Source organism: Amycolatopsis granulosa (assembly GCF_011758745.1).
GTDB lineage: Bacteria > Actinomycetota > Actinomycetes > Mycobacteriales > Pseudonocardiaceae > Amycolatopsis_E > Amycolatopsis_E granulosa.
In genome coordinates this window covers 972,078-989,571 of the sequence record NZ_JAANOV010000001.1, presented here as the reverse complement: position 1 = coordinate 989,571, position 17,494 = coordinate 972,078, and the positions used below count along the sequence as shown (strand labels likewise).

The following is a 17,494-nucleotide window of genomic DNA, read 5'->3' as shown; positions in this document are numbered from 1 at the left end:
GCTATGGACGGGGAGGGGATGGAACGCCGCCAGCTGGAGTACTTCGTCGCGATCGTGGAGTTCGGCGGGTTCACCGCGGCGGCGAAGGCGCTGCACGTCGCGCAGCCCTCGCTGTCCCGCGCCATCGGCAAGCTCGAGCACGAACTGGGGGTCACGCTCTTCCACCGCGTCGGGCGGCACGCCGTGCTGAGCACCGCGGGCGAGGCGCTGGCCGGACGGGCGCGGCTGGTGCTGCGCGACCTCGACGCGCTGCGCGCGGCCGCGGGCGCGATCGGTGACGGCGCCGCGGGCCGCGTGGACGTGGCCGCGACCTCGTCGTCCGGGCTGGAACCGGTCACCAGCGTCATCGCCGAACTGGCCGAGCGCCATCCCGGGGTCATGGTCAGCACCTCCTCCGCGATCTCCGCGGCGGAGGTGGTCGCCATGGTGTCTCAGGGCCGGTGCGAGGTGGGGGTGTGCGGCAGCGCCGAGCGCCCGTCCGGCCGCGGGCTGGTCACGCACCACCTGCGGGACGAGGAGTTCCTGCTGGTCGTACCGCCCGGCACGCTCGACGTGCCCGGGCCGTCGGTGAGCCCGGACGTGCTGCGCGGCATGCGGTTCGTCGTGACCAAGCCGGCCACCGCGGTGCGGGCGCTGTTCGACCGGCTGGCCGCGACCGTCGGCGACCTCACGGTCGCGGCCGAGGCCGGGGACCGGAGCGTGGTGCTGCCGATGGTGCTCAAGGGCATCGGAGCCGGGCTGATGCCGGACGGCTGGACGGACCTCGCCGTCCGTGCCGGCGCGGACGTCTACCGGTTCGACCCGCCCGAGCGGCTACCGCAGTGGCTCGTGCACCGGCAGGGTCCGGTCACCGCGGCGACCCGAGCGTTCATCGACACCACGCTCGACGGGCGGACCTGAGACAGTCGCGATCGCGGCGGTCTCAGGTCCCGCCGGACCGGCCTCGTCGCCGGAATCGGCGACGATCATTGTGTTGACCGCGGCGCACCGCGGTAGCCGAAATGATCACCATTGGTGACTGCATTTACACTGATCATCACACGTTCGGCCGGTAGACAAGGGTGTTCGGGCGTGATGGCGTGACATGACTCCGGGGCGGTACCGGCCCGGAGCGGGTTCGTCGGTGCCCACCCCGGGCCTGACCTGCCCATCGTCGTTCTACAGAAGAGGTGGAGCGTGTCGGAACCTGGTCCCGCACCAGGGTTGGCGGAGCTGACCCGGCAGTGGGCCGCGCGTCTGGCTGACACGGAGGGAGTAGCGCTTCCCCCGGACGAGTTGGAGCGACTCCTCCGCGACTTCACCCGCACGGCACTGGCCGAGGCCGAGTCGGCCCGGGACGCGGCGGTCCGCCGGTTCACCACCCTCTACCGCACCGCGCCCGTCGGCATCGCGATGGCGGACCCGGACGGCACGATCGTCGAGGTCAACAAGGAGCTCGGCAAGTTCCTCGGGCACCGCCCGGACCGGCTGCGCGGCCGCCGCCTCACCGACCTGGCCTTCGACACCCGGGGCCGCGAGCGGCTCACCGCCGGGTTGTCCGAGCTCGCCGAGACCGACATCGAGGACATCACCGACCGGGTCCGGCTCGCACACGCCGACGACGCCGGCGTCTGGGCCGACGTCGTCCTCACCCGCCTGCCCGGGGACCGGCCCGGCACCCGGTTCCCGGTGCTGATGGCGGCCGACGCGAACGAGGTGCACGAGCTGCAGGAGACCCTGCGGCACCAGCTCATCCACGACCCGCTCACCGGCCTGTCCAATGCCTCCCGATTCCGCACCATGCTGGAGAGCGCGCTCGGCCCGTCCGCACCCGGTCAGGTCGCCCTGATCTACCTGGACCTCGACGGGTTCAAGGTGATCAACGACGGGCTCGGCGCGGGCGTCGGCGACGCGGTGCTGTGCGGCGTCGCCAAGAAGCTCAAGCAGACCTTCACCGACCACGAGGCCCTCGTGGCCCGGCTGTCCGGGGACGGGTTCGCCGTCCTGCTCCGCGGCGAGCTGACCCCGGCGAAGGTGATCACGCTCGTCGAGACCGCGCTGGAGGACCTGGCCGAGCCGATCTACATCGGCGACCACGGCGTCGGGGTCAGCGCCAGCGCCGGGATCGTGGTGCGCGACGTGCGTGACGGCGGGGTCGAGGACATCCAGCGCGCGGCGGAGATCGCGTTGCACCGCGCCAAGGAAGCCGGCAAGGCGCAGTGGATGCTGTTCGACCCCGAGCTGGACGCCCGGGACCGGGCCCGCTACCGGCTCGGCGCGGAGATCGCGGGTGCCCTGGAGAACGGGCAGTTCGAGCTGATCTACCAGCCGACGGTGAAGCTCGCCAACCCGGACGAGATCGCCGCGGTCAACGCGGGCCTGCGCTGGCACCATCCGGAGCTGGGCGAGCTGCCCGCGGAGGAGTTCTTCCCGCTGGCCGACACCACGGGCATGACGATCCCGCTCGGCAAGTGGCTGCTCACCGAGTCGCTGCGGGCGACCGCGCGGTGGCGGGCGCGCTACGGGGACGCGGCACCCGACGTGTGCATCCGGCTGCCCAACCGGCTCGCGATCGAACCCGACCTGGTGGCGATGGTCAAGGACGAGCTGGACCGCAACGAGCTGCCGGCGAAGGCACTGCGGTTGTGCACCGACAGCGCGGCGATCCTCGACCCGCGCGGCGAGGTGCTCGACTCGCTCACGGTGCTGGCCGACCTCGGCGCCAAGCTCGTGCTGACCGTGCAGGGGTCGGCCGATCTCGAGCTGATCCCGCAGCACCGGCTGTCGGTGCAGCACGTGATCCTGTCCGGGCCGGTGGTCGACGCCCTCGCCGACGGCGAGCCGGAGACCGCGGCCCGGCACCTGGATCAGCTGGTCGCCCGGGCGCGCGAGCTGAAGCTGCGGATCGGCGCGGAGGGGGTGCGCAGCCGCGAGCAGGCCGAGCGGCTGCGGCGGCACGGCGTGATCGCCGCGCGCGGTGCGTTCGCGGCCGAAACCGCGACCGGGGACGAGGTGGACCAGCTCATCGAGCAGCACACCGATGCCACGGTGACGGGATGAGGCCGGGCGAGCTGGCCCCGGACTTCACCCTGCCCGACGAGCGGGGGCAGCCGCGCACCCTGTCCGAGCTCCTGACCGCGGGACCTGCTGTGCTGTTCTTCTACCCGGCCGCGCTGACTCGCGGTTGCACGGCGGAAAGCTGCCACTTCCGGGACCTGGCCGGGGAGTTCGCCGAGGTCGGTGCCCAGCGGGTGGGGATCAGCCCGGACCCGGTGGGGCGGCAGCAGGAGTTCTCCGCCCGGCACGGGTTCGACTACCCGCTGCTGTCCGATGCCGACGGGACGGTGGCCCGGCAGTTCGGCGTGCGCCGCTCGTTCGGCCCGGTGCTGACCAGGCGGCAGACCTTCGTGATCGGCACCGACGGACGCCTGCTGGACGTGATCAAGAGCGAACTGCGGATGGCCGTGCACGCGGACCGGGCGCTGGCCACGCTGCGGGCGCACCGCCGGCCGCCGTCACCGTAGCCGCTTCAGCTGGACGGTCAGCCCGTCGACCGGGACGGGTAGTGACACGTAGTCCCACTTCAGCCGGTAGTCCTCGGGCACCGACCAGGTGTAGGTGCGCAGCATCTCGTGCATCAGCAGCTTCACCTCATTGGTCCCGAAGTGCATACCGATGCACTTGTGCGCCCCGCCGCCGAACGGCATCCACGCGAACCGGTGCGACTTGTCCTCCCGGCGGCCCTCCGCGAACCGCTCCGGGTCGAACTGGTGCGGATTCGTCCAGTGGTCCGGCGAGTAGTGGTTGGTGTTCGGCGAGACGTTGCACAACGTGCCGGCCGGCAGGTAGTGGCCGAGCACCTCGGTGTCCCGCACCGTCATGCGCGGCAGCGACGGCACCGGTGCCGTCATCCGCAGCGCCTCCTTGATCACCAGGTCCAGGGTCCGCAACGACTCCAGCGCTGCGAGGTCCGGCAGATCGCCGCCCAGCGCCAGCGACTCGGCGCGCGCCCGCTCCTGCCACCCGGGGTGCTTGGCCAGGTGGTAGGCGACCGCCGAGCTGGTGATCGTCGCCGTGTCGTGGGCGGCCATCATCAGGAAGATCATGTGGTTGACCACGTCGTCGTCGGTGAACTCGGCCCCGTCGTCGCCGCGCGCGTGGCACAGCGCGGAGAACAGGTCGGCGCCCCCGCTGCGCCGCTTCGACGGCAGCTTCTCGGTGAAGTAGCGTTCCAGCACCCGCCGCCCGTGCAGGCCTGCCGCCCACCGGCCGCCCGGCACCGGCACCCGCACCAGCGCCGTCGCGGCCCGCACCGTCCCGACGAACGCCCGGTTGAGCGTCTCGGCGTCCGCGCCCGGTGGCATGTCCATGAACACCCGGCTCGCGACGTCCAGCGTGAGCCGTTTGAGCAGCCAGTACAGCCGCAGCCGGCTGTCCCCGCCCCACGCCGACACGCCGGTACGCAGCACCGGCGCGGCCTGCCGCAGGTAGACGGCGAGCTTGTCCCGGGTGAACGCCTCCTGCATGATCCGCCGGTGCAGGTGGTGCTCCTCGAAGTCCAGCAGCATCAGCCCGCGGTGGAAGAACCGCTCGATGAAGACCCGCCAGCCCTCCTGCGAGAACGCCTTGTCGCGGTTCACCAGCACCGCCTGGGTGGCGTCCGGGCCGGCCAGCACCACGATCCGCTGCCCGAACGCCCCCATCCACGACACCGGCCCGTACTTGGCGTACCGGTGCAGCGCGAAGTCCAGCCCGAACCGCATCGAGTCGATCGCGTGCCCGACGACCGGTGCGCCCGCGTCACCCAGCACCGGTGCGAGCCCGCTGCCGGGCGGTGGTGCCGCGAGCTCCCGCACCGGCCACCGCTGGTCCAGCAGCCGCCGGTCGACGGCCCGGGGGAGGGGGATGGCGGTCAGGGGTGGAACCCGTTCCCGGATTGCCCTGGCGACGGTCACGATCACGCCTCCTTGCGACGAGCTGTGATCACCACCGTCCCGCACCACCCCCGCCCCCGGCAAGGGGCACCTTCGCCCGGCGGTCAGTCCCAGGCCAGCGACCCGCCGGTCTGGTACTCGGTCACCCTGGTCTCGAAGAAGTTCTTCTCCTTGCGCAGGTCCATCGCCTCCGACATCCACGGGAACGGGTTCTCGTTCTCCCCGAAGATCGGGGCCAGCCCGATCTGCTGGGCGCGCCGGTCGGTGATGAAGTGCAGGTACTGCGCGCACAGCTCGGCCGAGAGCCCGAGCATGCCGCGCGGCATGGTGTCCCGGGCGTAGGCGACCTCCAGCTCGCACGCCTGCGCGAGCATCGAGCGCACCTCCGCCTGGAACTCCGGCGACCACAGGTGCGGGTTCTCGATCTTGATCTGGTTGATGCAGTCGATGCCGAAGTTCAGGTGGATCGACTCGTCGCGCAGGATGTACTGGAACTGCTCGGCGATCCCGACCATCTTGTTCCGCCGCCCCAGCGACAGGATCTGCGCGAACCCGGTGTAGAACCACATCCCCTCGAAGACCACGTAGAACGCCACCAGGTCGCGCAGGAAGTCCTGGTCGGCCCCGGCCGTGCCGGTCGCGAAGTCCGGGTTCTCCAGGTTGCGGGTGTAGCGCAGGGCCCACGCGTCCTTGTCGGTGATGGCGGGCACCTCGCGGTAGGCGTTGAACAGCTCGCCCTCGTCCAGGCCCAGGCTCTCGCAGATGTACTGGAAGGTGTGGGTGTGCACGGCCTCCTCGAACGCCTGGCGCAGCAGGTACTGGCGGCACTCCGGGTTGGTGATCTGCCGGTACACCGCGAGCACCAGGTTGTTCGCCACCAGCGACTCCGCGGTGGCGAAGAAGCCGAGGTTGCGCTTGATCATGCGGCGCTCGTCCTCGGTCAGCCCGTCCGGCGACTTCCACAGCGCGATGTCGGCCTGCATCGCCACCTCGGTCGGCATCCAGTGGTTGGTGCAGCCGGCCAGGTACTTCTCCCACGCCCAGTGGTACTTCAGCGGCAGCAGCTGGTTGACGTCGGCGCGGGCGTTGATCATCGCCTTGTCGTCCACGCTCACCCGGTCGGCGCCGCGGTTGATCGCGCCCAGACCGGTCGTGTCGGTGTCGATGGTGCTCACTGGCAGGCCTCGCAGTCGGGGTCGTCGATCCGGCAGGCGGCGAATTCGGGTTCCGGGACCGCCGCGGGCACGGCCGCGGGGACCGCCGCGGGGACGGCGTTGAGCTTGCCGTCGGTGCCGCGCAGCGTGCTCTTCTCCACGCTCGTGGCGGCCTGGGCACGCAGGTAGTAGGTCGTCTTCAGGCCCTTGTGCCAGGCGTAGCGGTACAGCTCGTCGAGCTTGCGGCCGCTGGGCGCGGCCAGGTACAGGTTGAGCGACTGCGCCTGGTCGATCCACTTCTGCCGGCGCGAGGCCGCGTCCACCAGCCAGCGGCTGTCGATCTCGAAGGCGGTCGCGTACAACCGCTTGAGCTCGGCCGGCACCCGGTCGATGTGGGCCAGGCTCCCGTCGAAGTACTTCAGGTCGGCCACCATGGCCTCGTCCCACAGCCCGCGTTCCTTGAGCGCGGCCACCAGGTGCGGGTTGATCACGGTGAAGTCACCGGACATGTTCGACTTCACGTAGAGGTTCTGGAACAGCGGCTCGATCGACTGGCCCACGCCGCAGATGTTGGAGATCGTCGCGGTCGGCGCGATCGCCATGACGTTGGAGTTGCGCATCCCGCCGCGCACCCGGTCCCGCAGCGCGTCCCAGTCCAGCGTGGACGAGTGGTCGACGTCGAGCGTGTCGCCCTCGCGGGCCTGCTCGAGCAGCCGCAGCGAGTCGATCGGCAGCACGCCCTGGCTCCACAGCGACCCGTCGAACGTCTCGAAGGCGCCCCGCTCCCGCGCCAGCTCCGCCGACGCCGCGATCGCGTGGTAGCTCAGGTGTTCCATGCTGCGGTCGGCGAACTCGACCGCCGCCGGGCTGTCCACCGGCAGGCCGAGCGTGAACAGCGCGTCCTGGTAGCCCATCAGGCCCAGGCCGACCGGGCGGTGCCGCAGGTTGGACCGGCGCGCCTCGGGAATCGTGTAGAAGTTGATGTCCACCACGTTGTCCAGCATCCGCACCGCGGTGCGCACGGTGCGCTCCAGCTTGGCGGTGTCCAGGCCCGCGGCGGTGACGTGGCGGGCCAGGTTGACCGACCCGAGGTTGCACACGGCGACCTCGTCGGCGCTGGTGTTCAGCGTGATCTCGGTGCAGAGGTTGGACGAGTGCACCACGCCGGCGTGCTGCTGGGGCGAGCGCAGGTTGCACGGGTCCTTGAAGGTGATCCACGGGTGGCCGGTCTCGAACAGCATGGTCAGCATCCGCCGCCACAGTTCGACCGCGCGGACCCGGCGGAACACCCGGATCTCGCCACGGTCGGCCGCGGCCTCGTACTCGCGGTAGCGCTGCGCGAAGGCATTGCCGTAGAGGTCGTGCAGGTCCGGCGTCTCGTCGGGGGAGAACAGGGTCCACCGGCCGTCGGCCTCGACGCGGCGCAGGAACTCGTCGGGCACCCAGTTGGCGGTGTTCATGTCGTGCGTGCGGCGGCGGTCGTCGCCGGTGTTCTTGCGCAGGTCGAGGAACTCCTCGACGTCGATGTGCCAGGTCTCGAGGTAGGCGCAGGCCGCGCCCTTGCGCTTGCCGCCCTGGTTGACCGCGACCGCGGTGTCGTTGGCGATCTTCAGGAACGGCACCACGCCCTGGGACGTGCCGTTGGTGCCCTTGATATGGGCGCCCAGCCCGCGCACCGGGGTCCAGTCGTTGCCCAGCCCGCCGGAGTACTTCGCCAGCAGCGCGTTGTTCTTGAAGGACTGGAAGATCGCATCCAGGCTGTCGTCGACCGTGGTCAGGAAGCACGACGACAGCTGCGCCCGGGTGGTGCCGGAGTTGAACAGCGTCGGTGTCGAGGCCATGAAGTCGAAGCTGGACAGCAGGTCGTAGAACTCCACAGCACGAGATTCCCGGTCGTCCTCGCGCAGGGCCAGCCCCATCGCGACCCGCAGGAAGAACGCCTGCGGCAGCTCGAAGCGGGTGCCGCGCTCGTGCAGGAAGTACCGGTCGTAGAGGGTCTGCAGGCCGAGGAAGCCGAAGTCGAGGTCCCGCTCGGGCCGGATCGCGGCGGTCACCCGGTCCAGGTCGAAGGCCGCCAGCTCGGGGTCCACCAGCTCCAGCTCGATGGCGCGGCGCAGGTAGTCGCGGAAGTAGCCGGGGTAGTCCAGCTCGGCGTGCGACGCCTGGCGCGGCTCGCCGGCGAGGTGGCTCAGCGCCTCGCCGCGCAACTTGTCGAGCAGCAGGCGGGCGGTGACGGCCGAATAGCTGGGCTCGCGCTCCACCAGCGTGCGGGCGGCCATGATCAGGGCCAGTGCCAGCTCGTCGGTGCTGATGCCGTCGTAGAGGGTGCGTTCGGCCTCGGCCAGGACCGGCCCGGCGGCGACGTCCGCGATCCCGGCGACGGCCTCACCCACGACGCGGGCGAGGCGTTCGCGGTCCAGCGGGCGCAGCTCACCGTCGGGGTGCTGGACGCGGATGGCCGCGGGTGGGGACGCGGTCTCGCGGGCCCTGGAGTGTTCCTCGCGGTAGAGCACGTAGGCGCGGGCGACCTTGTGGTGGCCGCCGCGCATCAGCGCCAGCTCCACCAGGTCCTGGATCTGCTCGAGGTGCACGGCGTCACCGGTGGCGTGCCGCCGCAGCGCGGCCTCGACCTGCTCGGTCAGCTCGGCGACCACGTGGTGCAGCCGCGACGACCCGGCGGCCTCGTCACCTTCGACGGCGAGGAACGCCTTGGTCAGCGCGACGGAGATCCGGTTCGCGTCGAAGGGCGACGCGGCACCGTCCCGGCGGATGACCCGCAGCGTGGCTGCCGGCGCCGGGGAGGTTTCCACAGACATGCATCACTCCGTTTTCGGGCGCGTTTCATCGGCACACCGGCCTGGGTGCCGGCGTGCTGGGGGTGGGCACGACTCGTCCCGGAGGGCCCCGCCCGCGCCTCTTCAGGCGTGCGGCCCCGCCGGTGATCGAAGACTACATCTTGGGGTACCGCTGCCCGGGCACCCCAAGATGCGGGCGTGTCGACACACCGTGCTAGGAAAAACAATCAAGCGTGCTTGATTTTTCCGTACCGGGGTGTCACGCTTCGCTGCGAAGCGTGCGCAAGGAGGCGGATGGCGTGGCGGACCCCGGACCGATCCTGGAGGACCTGGCCGGCGAGAGCCGGGAGCTGGACGAGCTGGTGACCGGGGCCGAGTGGTCGACCCCCACCCCGGCGGAGGGCTGGACGATCGCGCACCAGATCGCGCACCTGGCGTGGACCGACGCCAAGGCGCTGATCGCGGTGCGCAGCCCCGGGGACTTCCCGGCCGAGGTGCAGCGGGCGCTGACGGCGGGTGCGGACTTCGTCGACCAGGGTGCGCGGGAGCTGGCCGAAAAGCCGCGCGAGGAGCTGCTGGCACTGTGGCGCGCAGGGCGTGCGCAGCTGGCCGAGGAGCTGGCGCAGGTACCGGAGGGGCAGAAGCTTCCGTGGTACGGGCCGCCGATGAGCGCGGCGTCGATGGCGACCGCCCGGCTGATGGAGACCTGGGCTCACGCGCAGGACGTCCACGACGCGCTCGGGCTGCGGCACGAGCCGACCCGCCGGCTGTGGCACATCGCGCGGTTCGGTGTCCGCACCCGCGACTTCGCGTTCTCGGTGCACGGACTCGCCGCGCCCGCCGCGGAGTTCCGCGTCGAACTGTCCGGAACGGACGGTGCGAAGTGGACGTTCGGACCACCGGACGCCGCCCAGCGGGTCACCGGTTCCGCACTCGGCTTCTGCCTGATCGTCACCCAGCGGCGGCACCCGGCCGACACCGACGTGGTGGCCGTCGGCGCGGACGCCCGCAAGTGGCTGGAGATCGCGCAGGCCTTCGCCGGCCCGCCCGGTTCCGGCCGCAGGGCGGGACAGTTCGCATGAGCGGCGTCCTGCGCATCGGCAACGCCTCCGGCTTCTACGGCGACCGGTTCTCCGCGGTGCGCGAGATGCTCACCGGCGGTCCGCTGGACGTGCTGACCGGCGACTACCTCGCCGAGCTGACCATGCTGATCCTCGGCCGCGACCGGCTCAAGGACGCCTCCCGCGGCTACGCCAGGACCTTCCTGCGTCAGATGGCCGAGAACCTGGCCCTGGCCAAGGAGAATGACGTCAAGATCGTCACCAACGCGGGCGGGCTGAACCCGGCCGGGCTGGCGGAGGCGATCCGTGAGCTGGCGGACGAGCTCGGGCTGCACGTCGCCGTGGCGCACGTGGCGGGCGACGACCTGCTGCCCCGGGCGGACGAACTGGGGCTGGGAAAACCGTTGACCGCCAACGCCTACCTCGGTGCCTGGGGCATCGCCGCCTGCCTGGAGCGCGGCGCGGACGTGGTGGTCACCGGGCGGGTCACCGACGCATCGCTGGTGGTCGGCCCGGCCGCGGCGCACTTCGGGTGGGCCCGCGACGACTACGACGCGCTCGCCGGCGCGGTCGCCGCCGGGCACGTCATCGAGTGCGGCGCCCAGGCGACCGGCGGCAACTACGCGTTCTTCACCGAGCACGACCTCGGCACGCCCGGGTTCCCGATCGCGGAGATCGCCGCCGACGGCTCCAGCGTGATCACCAAACACCCGGGCACCGGGGGAGCGGTGACCACCGGCACCGTCACCGCCCAGCTGCTGTACGAGATCACCGGCCCGCGCTACGCCGGACCGGATGTCACCGCCCGGTTCGACACGCTGGCACTCACCGCGGACGGCCCGGACCGCGTGCGGATCTCCGGCACCCGCGGGGAGCCGCCACCACCCACGCTCAAGGTGTGCCTGAACACCCTCGGCGGGTTCCGCAACGAGACCACGTTCGTGCTGACGGGGCTGGACATCGACGCCAAGGCGGCCCTGGTACGCGCCCAGCTCGAAGGCGCGCTCGCGGACCGGCCACCGGCCGAGATCCGGTGGACCCTGGCCCGCACCGACCACGCCGACGCCGACACCGAGCAGCGGGCCAGCGCTCTGCTGCACTGCGCGGTCAAGGACGCCGATCCGAAGGTGGCCGGGCGGGCGTTCAGCGGGGCGGCCATCGAGCTGGCACTGGCGAGCTACCCCGGTTTCCACGTCACCGCGCCGCCCTCGGACGCCTCACCCTACGGCGTCTACACGGCGGCCTACGTGGACGCCGCCGAGGTGCCGCACGTGGCCGTCCTGCCCGACGGGTCCCAGGTCGACATCGCGGCGCCGGCCGGCACCCTGGAGCTGTCCGAAGTGGACGAACCGGAGCCGCCGGAGCCGCTGCCGGCAGGGCCGGTCCGCCGGGTGCCGCTCGGTACGGTCGCGGGCGCGCGCAGCGGGGACAAGGGCGGCGACGCCAACCTCGGCGTGTGGGTCCGGTCGGACGAGGCGTGGCGGTGGCTCGCGCACTTCCTCACCGTCGCGCAGTTCCGCCGGTTGCTGCCGGAGACCGCGAACCTGCCCGTCCGCCGGTACGTCCTGCCGAACCTGCGGGCGCTCAACTTCGTGGTCGAGGGGCTGCTCGGGCAGGGCGTCGCGTCGCAGGCCCGGTTCGACCCGCAGGCCAAGGCGCTGGGCGAGTGGCTGCGCTCCCGGCACGCCGACATCCCGGAGGTGCTGCTGTGACCGACCCGTTCGCCACACCGGAGCGGACCGCCCTGCGCGAGACCGTGCGCCGGTTCGTCCAGGCCGAGGTGCTGCCGCACCTGGACGCGTGGGAGCGCGCCGGGGAACTGCCGCGGGACCTGCACCGCAAGGCCGGGGAGATCGGTCTGCTCGGCGTGTCCTTCCCGGAGGCCGTGGGCGGTGGTGGCGGGAACTTCCTCGACGCGATGACCGTGACCGAGGAAATCCTGTCCGCGGGTGGCTCGGGCGGCCTTATCGCGTCGCTGTTCACCAACGGGATCGCGCTGCCGCACCTGGTCACGGCCGGTGACCCGGGGCAGATCGACCGCTGGGTGCGGCCGACGGTCGAGGGCCGGCTCATCGGGTCGCTGGCGATCACCGAGCCGGACGGCGGCTCGGACGTGGCCGGTATCCGCACCACCGCCCGCCGCGAGGGCGACCACTACGTCGTCAACGGTGCCAAGACCTTCATCACCTCCGGCACCCGCGCCGACTTCGTCACCACCGCGGTGCGCACCGGCGGCCCGGGCGCGCACGGGGTGTCGCTGCTGGTCGTCGAACGCGGCACGCCCGGGTTCACCGTGAGCCGCAAGCTGGAGAAGATGGGCTGGCACTGCTCGGACACCGCGGAACTGTCCTTCGCCGACGCCCGCGTGCCCGCGGCGAACCTGGTCGGCGAGGAGAACACCGGCTTCCTCCAGATCGCCACCCACTTCGTCACCGAACGGCTCTCGCTCGCGGTGCAGGGCTACGCGACGGCACAGCGCGCGCTCGATCTGACCGTGCGGTGGTGCCGGCTGCGGGAGACGTTCGGCCGGCCGCTGATCTCACGGCAACTCGTGCAGCACAAGCTGGTGGAGATGGCCCGGCGGACCGAGCTGGCGCGCGTCTACACGCGGCACGTCGCGCAGCGGTTCGTGGCGGGCGAGGAGGTCATCGCGGAGGCGTGCTTCGCGAAGAACACCGCGGTCGAGACGGCCGAGTGGGTCGTGAGCGAGGCGGTCCAGCTGCACGGCGGCCTCGGGTACCTGCGGGAGTCCGAAGTGGAGCGGCACTACCGCGATGTCCGCATTCTCGGCATCGGTGGCGGCACCAACGAGATCCTGGCGGGTCTCGCGGCGAAGAGATTGGGGTACACGGCTTGAGCGTGATCCGGTCCGGAGTGGACACCGACAGCCCGGAGTTCGCGGCCAACCGGGAGGCGATGGAGGCCAAGCTCGCCGAGCTGGTGGCCGAGCACGCCAAGGCGATCGCGGGCGGCGGCGAGAAGTACGTCGAGCGGCACCGCACACGCGGGAAGCTCCTCGCCCGCGAGCGGATCGAGCTGCTCGTCGACGAGGACTCGCCGTTCCTGGAGCTCTCGCCGCTGGCCGCGTGGGGCACCGACTACCACGTCGGTGGCAGCCTGGTCACCGGCATCGGGGTCGTGGAAGGCGTCGAGTGCATGATCATCGCCAACGACCCGACCGTGAAGGGCGGCGCGAGCAACCCGTCCAGCCTGAAGAAGGGCCTGCGGGCCGCCGAGATCGCGGCGGAGAACCGGCTGCCGACGATCAACCTGGTCGAGTCCGGTGGCGCGGACCTGCCCACCCAGAAGGAGATCTTCATCCCGGGCGGGCGCACGTTCCGCAACCTGACCACCTCCTCGGCGGCCCGGATCCCGACCATCGCGCTCGTGTTCGGCAACTCCACGGCCGGCGGCGCCTACCTGCCCGGCATGTCCGACTACGTGGTGATGGTCAAGGAACGCGCCAAGGTGTTCCTCGGCGGCCCGCCACTGGTCAAGATGGCCACCGGGGAGGAGTCCGACGACGAATCGCTGGGCGGTGCGGAAATGCACGCCCGCACCTCCGGGCTGGCCGACTACCTCGCCCACGACGAGCAGGACGCGATCCGCGTCGGCCGCGGTATCGTCAAGCGGCTCAACTGGCGCAAGCAGGGTCCGCCGCCGAAACCGGACCACCCCGAGCCGCTGCTGGACGCACAGGACCTGCTCGGGATCGTGCCGGCCGACCTGAAGATCCCGTTCGACCCGCGCGAGGTGATCGGCCGGATCGTCGACGGCTCCGACTTCGACGAGTTCAAACCGCTCTACGGCACCAGCCTGGTCACCGGCTGGGCGAACCTGCACGGCTACCCCGTCGGCATCCTCGCCAATGCCCGCGGGGTGCTGTTCAGCGAGGAGTCGCAGAAGGCCACCCAGTTCATCCAGCTCGCCAACCAGACCGACACGCCGCTGCTGTTCCTGCACAACACCACCGGGTACATGGTCGGCAAGGAGTACGAGCAGGGCGGCATCATCAAGCACGGCGCCATGATGATCAACGCGGTGTCCAACTCGACGGTGCCGCACCTGTCCGTGCTGATGGGCGCCTCCTACGGGGCCGGGCACTACGGCATGTGCGGCCGCGCCTACGGGCCGAGGTTCCTGTTCGCCTGGCCCAGCGCCAAGTCCGCCGTGATGGGCCCGGCGCAGCTGGCCGGCGTGCTCTCGATCGTCGCCCGGCAGGCGGCCGCCGGGCGTGGCCAGCCCTACGACGAGGACGCCGACGCCGCGATGCGCGCCATGGTCGAGCAGCGGATCGAGGCCGAGTCGATGCCGATGTTCCTGTCCGGCATGCTCTACGACGACGGCATCATCGACCCGCGCGACACCCGCACCGTGCTCGGGCTGTGCCTGTCCGCCATCCACAATGGACCGATCAGGGGCGCCGAGGGCTTCGGCGTCTTCCGGATGTGAGTGACGTGATCGACAACATCTTGGTTGCCAACCGCGGCGAGATCGCCCGCCGCGTGTTCCGCACCTGCACCGCGCTCGGCATCGCCCGCACGGCCGTGTTCTCCGACGCCGACGCGGGCTCGCCGCACGTGGCCGAGGCCGACGCGGCGGTCCGGCTGCCCGGCAACACCCCGTCCGAGACCTACCTGCGCGCGGACCTGCTGGTCGAGGCCGCGCGCGCGGCCGGCGCGGACGCCGTGCACCCCGGTTACGGGTTCCTGTCGGAGAACGCCGCGTTCGCGCAGGCGGTGCTCGACGCCGGGCTCACCTGGATCGGCCCGCCGCCGTCCGCGATCGCGACCATGGGCTCCAAGGTGGAGTCCAAACGGCTGATGGCGGCCGCCGGGGTGCCGGTACTGTCCGAACTGGACCCCGCGGCGGTCACCGAGGCCGACCTGCCGGTGCTGGTCAAGGCATCCGCCGGCGGTGGTGGCCGGGGGATGCGGGTCGTGCGGTCGCTGGCCGAGCTGGCCGGGGCCGTGGACAGCGCCCGCGCGGAAGCGGCGTCGGCGTTCGGCGACCCGACGGTGTTCTGCGAGCGCTACCTGGAGACCGGGCGGCACATCGAGGTCCAGGTGCTCGCCGACACCCACGGCACGGTCTGGGCGCTGGGGGAGCGGGAGTGCTCGATCCAGCGCCGGCACCAGAAGGTCGTCGAGGAGGCACCCTCGCCGCTGGTCGGCGACGCGATGCGGGCCGAGCTGTTCGACGCCGCGCGCAAGGCGGCGAAGGCGATCGACTACGTCGGCGCGGGCACCGTGGAGTTCCTGGCGACGGACGACGGGCGGTTCTACTTCCTGGAGATGAACACCCGGCTGCAGGTCGAGCACCCGGTCACCGAGTGCGTCACCGGCCTGGACCTGGTCGCGCTCCAGATCCGCATCGCCGAAGGGGAGCGGCTGCCCGCCGAGCCACCGCCCGCCCGCGGGCACGCGATCGAGGTGCGGCTGTACGCCGAAGACCCCGCCGCCGGGTGGCAGCCGCAGAGCGGCACGCTGCACCGGTTCCACATCCCGGGCGTGGACACCGAGTTCGCCCTCGGCGGCGCGGCCGGGCTGCGGCTGGACGCGGGCGTGGCGGACGGCTCCGTGGTCGGGGTGCACTACGATCCGATGCTCGCCAAGGTGATCGCCTGGGCGCCCACCCGGGCCGAGGCGGCCCGGCGGCTCGCCCGGGCACTGTCCGGGGCGCGGATCCACGGGCTGCGCACCAACCGCGACCTGCTGGTCAACGTGCTGCGGCACCCGGAGTTCCTGGCCGGGCACACGGACACCGCGTTCCTCGGCCGGCACGGGCTGGACGTGCTGTCCCGGCCGGCCGCGGACGCCACCGCGGTGCGGCTGTCGGCGACCGCGGCGGCCCTGGCCGAGGCCGCGGCGAACCGCGCCGCGGCGACCACGCTGCCGCGGCTGCCTGCCGGGTGGCGCAACGTGCCGTCCGCGCCGTCGCGCAAGCGCTACCTCGCCGGGGACACCGAGGTCGAAGTGGCCTACCACGCCGGGCTGCGGGTGGACGACGCCGACGTCGTCGAGATGAGCCCGGGGCGCGTGGTGCTCGACGCCGGCGGGATCCGGCGCGTGTTCACCGTCGGCCGGTACCCCGGGCTGGTCTGCGTCGACTCCGCGCTCGGTGCCGTCGACCTGGTCCCGGTGCCGCGGTTCACCGACCCGGACGCCGCGCTCGCCGCCGGCTCGCTGGTCGCGCCGATGCCCGGCACCGTGCTGCGGATCGCCGTCGCGGTGGGGGACACCGTCGCCGCCGGCGACCCGCTGCTGTGGCTGGAAGCCATGAAGATGGAACACCGGATCACCGCACCCGCCGACGGCGAGGTCACCGAACTCCCCGTGTCCGTGGGCCGTCAGGTCGAACCCGGCACCGTCCTCGCCGTCGTCACCCCCAAGGAGCGAGCATGAACTTCGTCGAGTCGCCCGAGCGGATCGCGCTGCGCCAGGCAGTGGGCGACCTGGCCCGCGGCTACGGTCACGAGTACTACACCAAGGTCGCCCGCAGCGGCGGCCACACCAGCGACCTGTGGAACGAGGCCGGGCGCCTGGGTTACCTCGGGGTCGCGGTGCCGGCGGAGTACGGCGGCGGCGGAGGCGGCATCGGTGACCTGGCCGCGGTGTGCGAGGAGTTCTGCGCGGCGGGCACGCCGATGCTGCTGATGGTGGTGTCCCCGGCGATCTGCGCCACCGTCATCGCCCGCTACGGCACCGACGAGCAGCGGCGCTCGTGGCTGCCCCGGTTCGCCACCGGCGAGGTGCGGATGTCGTTCGCCATCACCGAGCCCGACGCCGGGTCCAATGCCCACCGGCTGACGACCACGGCCCGGCGCGACGGTGCCGACTGGATCCTCAACGGGCGCAAGGTGTTCATCTCCGGTGTCGACGAGGCCGACGCGGTGCTCGTCGTCGGCCGCACCGCGGACGCCAGGACCGGCAAGCTCAAGCCCGCGCTGTTCATCGTGCCCACGAACACGCCCGGGCTGGAGTACCGGCAGATCGAGATGGATCTGGTCTCGGCGGACAAGCAGTTCGGCCTGTTCCTCGACGACGTCCGGCTGCCCGCGGAGGCGCTCGTCGGCAGTGAGGACGCCGCGCTGGCGCAGCTGTTCGCGGGCCTGAACCCGGAGCGGATCATGGGTGCCTCGTTCTCCCTCGGCATCGCCCGCTATGCGCTGGACAAGGGTGTGGCGTACGCGAAGCAGCGCAGCGTGTGGGGTGCGCCGATCGGTTCCCACCAGGGGCTGGCCCATCCGCTGGCGCAGATCAAGATCGAACTGGAGCTGGCCGGGCTGATGACCCAGAAGGCCGCGGCCCGCTACGACTCGGGCGACGACCTCGGTGCCGGCGAGGCCGCGAACATGGCCAAGTACGCTGCCGCGGAGGTCGCCATCAAGGCGGTCGACCAGGCCATCCAGACCCACGGCGGCAACGGCATGGCGTCGGAGTACGGGCTCGGCACCCTGCTCGGGGCCGTCCGGGTGGGCCGGATCGCGCCGGTCAGCCGCGAGATGGTCCTCAACTTCGTCGCCCAGCACTCCCTCGGCCTGCCGAAGTCGTACTGAAGAAGGGAAGACC

General features: G+C 71.8%; 12 protein-coding genes. 9 read left to right on the top strand and 3 right to left on the bottom strand.

The features are described 5' to 3' along the window. Positions 1-3 precede the first annotated feature (3 nt). The 3 genes from FHX45_RS04840 (at position 4) to FHX45_RS04830 (ending at position 3,503) form a co-directional block, all read left to right on the top strand. Positions 4-900, top strand: coding sequence for a LysR family transcriptional regulator (locus FHX45_RS04840; protein ID WP_243868925.1), 897 nt, complete (start codon positions 4-6; stop codon positions 898-900). A 312-nt stretch (positions 901-1,212) separates the two neighbouring features. Further along, positions 1,213-3,039 (top strand): diguanylate cyclase domain-containing protein, encoded by a 1,827-nt coding sequence (locus tag FHX45_RS04835; protein ID WP_167108412.1) that lies wholly within the window; start codon positions 1,213-1,215, stop codon positions 3,037-3,039. Next, positions 3,036-3,503, top strand: coding sequence for a peroxiredoxin (locus tag FHX45_RS04830; protein ID WP_167097015.1), 468 nt, complete (start codon positions 3,036-3,038; stop codon positions 3,501-3,503). Before FHX45_RS04835 ends, FHX45_RS04830 begins: the two co-directional genes overlap by 4 nt. On the opposite strand, the gene FHX45_RS04825 is transcribed toward FHX45_RS04830, so the two are convergent. From FHX45_RS04825 to FHX45_RS04815, 3 genes are all read right to left on the bottom strand, one after another. After that, the gene (locus FHX45_RS04825) at positions 3,495-4,934 is read right to left on the bottom strand and encodes a cytochrome P450 (RefSeq protein WP_424923789.1); all 1,440 of its coding nucleotides are present in this window, start codon (positions 4,932-4,934) and stop codon (positions 3,495-3,497) included. The two genes, FHX45_RS04830 and FHX45_RS04825, sit on opposite strands and share 9 nt — an antisense overlap. An 83-nt stretch (positions 4,935-5,017) precedes the next feature. Then, positions 5,018-6,088, bottom strand: a complete 1,071-nt coding sequence (locus tag FHX45_RS04820; protein ID WP_167097013.1) for a ribonucleotide-diphosphate reductase subunit beta — start codon at positions 6,086-6,088, stop codon at positions 5,018-5,020. Further along, positions 6,085-8,883 (bottom strand): ribonucleoside-diphosphate reductase subunit alpha, encoded by a 2,799-nt coding sequence (locus FHX45_RS04815; RefSeq protein WP_167097011.1) that lies wholly within the window; start codon positions 8,881-8,883, stop codon positions 6,085-6,087. The genes FHX45_RS04820 and FHX45_RS04815 overlap by 4 nt, the downstream gene beginning before the upstream one ends. Before the next feature lie 278 nt (positions 8,884-9,161). Here FHX45_RS04815 and FHX45_RS04810 point away from each other — a divergent pair, with 278 nt between their 5' ends. Genes FHX45_RS04810 through FHX45_RS04785 form a run of 6 tightly spaced genes read left to right on the top strand, consistent with a single transcriptional unit; the run spans position 9,162 to position 17,481 of the window. Further along, positions 9,162-9,944: a TIGR03084 family metal-binding protein gene (locus FHX45_RS04810; RefSeq protein ID WP_167097009.1), complete on the top strand. Its 783-nt coding sequence runs from the start codon at positions 9,162-9,164 to the stop codon at positions 9,942-9,944. Next, positions 9,941-11,635 carry an acyclic terpene utilization AtuA family protein gene (locus FHX45_RS04805; protein ID WP_167097007.1) on the top strand — a complete coding sequence of 565 codons (1,695 nt, stop codon included), beginning with the start codon at positions 9,941-9,943 and terminating at the stop codon, positions 11,633-11,635. The genes FHX45_RS04810 and FHX45_RS04805 overlap by 4 nt, the downstream gene beginning before the upstream one ends. Then, positions 11,632-12,780, top strand: coding sequence for an acyl-CoA dehydrogenase family protein (locus tag FHX45_RS04800; RefSeq protein ID WP_167097005.1), 1,149 nt, complete (start codon positions 11,632-11,634; stop codon positions 12,778-12,780). Before FHX45_RS04805 ends, FHX45_RS04800 begins: the two co-directional genes overlap by 4 nt. Next, positions 12,777-14,375: an acyl-CoA carboxylase subunit beta gene (locus FHX45_RS04795; RefSeq protein WP_208405805.1), complete on the top strand. Its 1,599-nt coding sequence runs from the start codon at positions 12,777-12,779 to the stop codon at positions 14,373-14,375. Before FHX45_RS04800 ends, FHX45_RS04795 begins: the two co-directional genes overlap by 4 nt. 5 nt (positions 14,376-14,380) lie before the next feature. Continuing rightward, a complete protein-coding gene (locus tag FHX45_RS04790) occupies positions 14,381-16,327 on the top strand; it encodes an ATP-binding protein (protein WP_167097003.1) in 1,947 nt (648 codons plus the stop codon). Continuing rightward, entirely contained in the window at positions 16,324-17,481 is a 1,158-nt protein-coding gene (locus FHX45_RS04785) for an acyl-CoA dehydrogenase family protein (protein ID WP_167097001.1), read from the top strand. Before FHX45_RS04790 ends, FHX45_RS04785 begins: the two co-directional genes overlap by 4 nt. Positions 17,482-17,494: the final 13 nt, after the last annotated feature.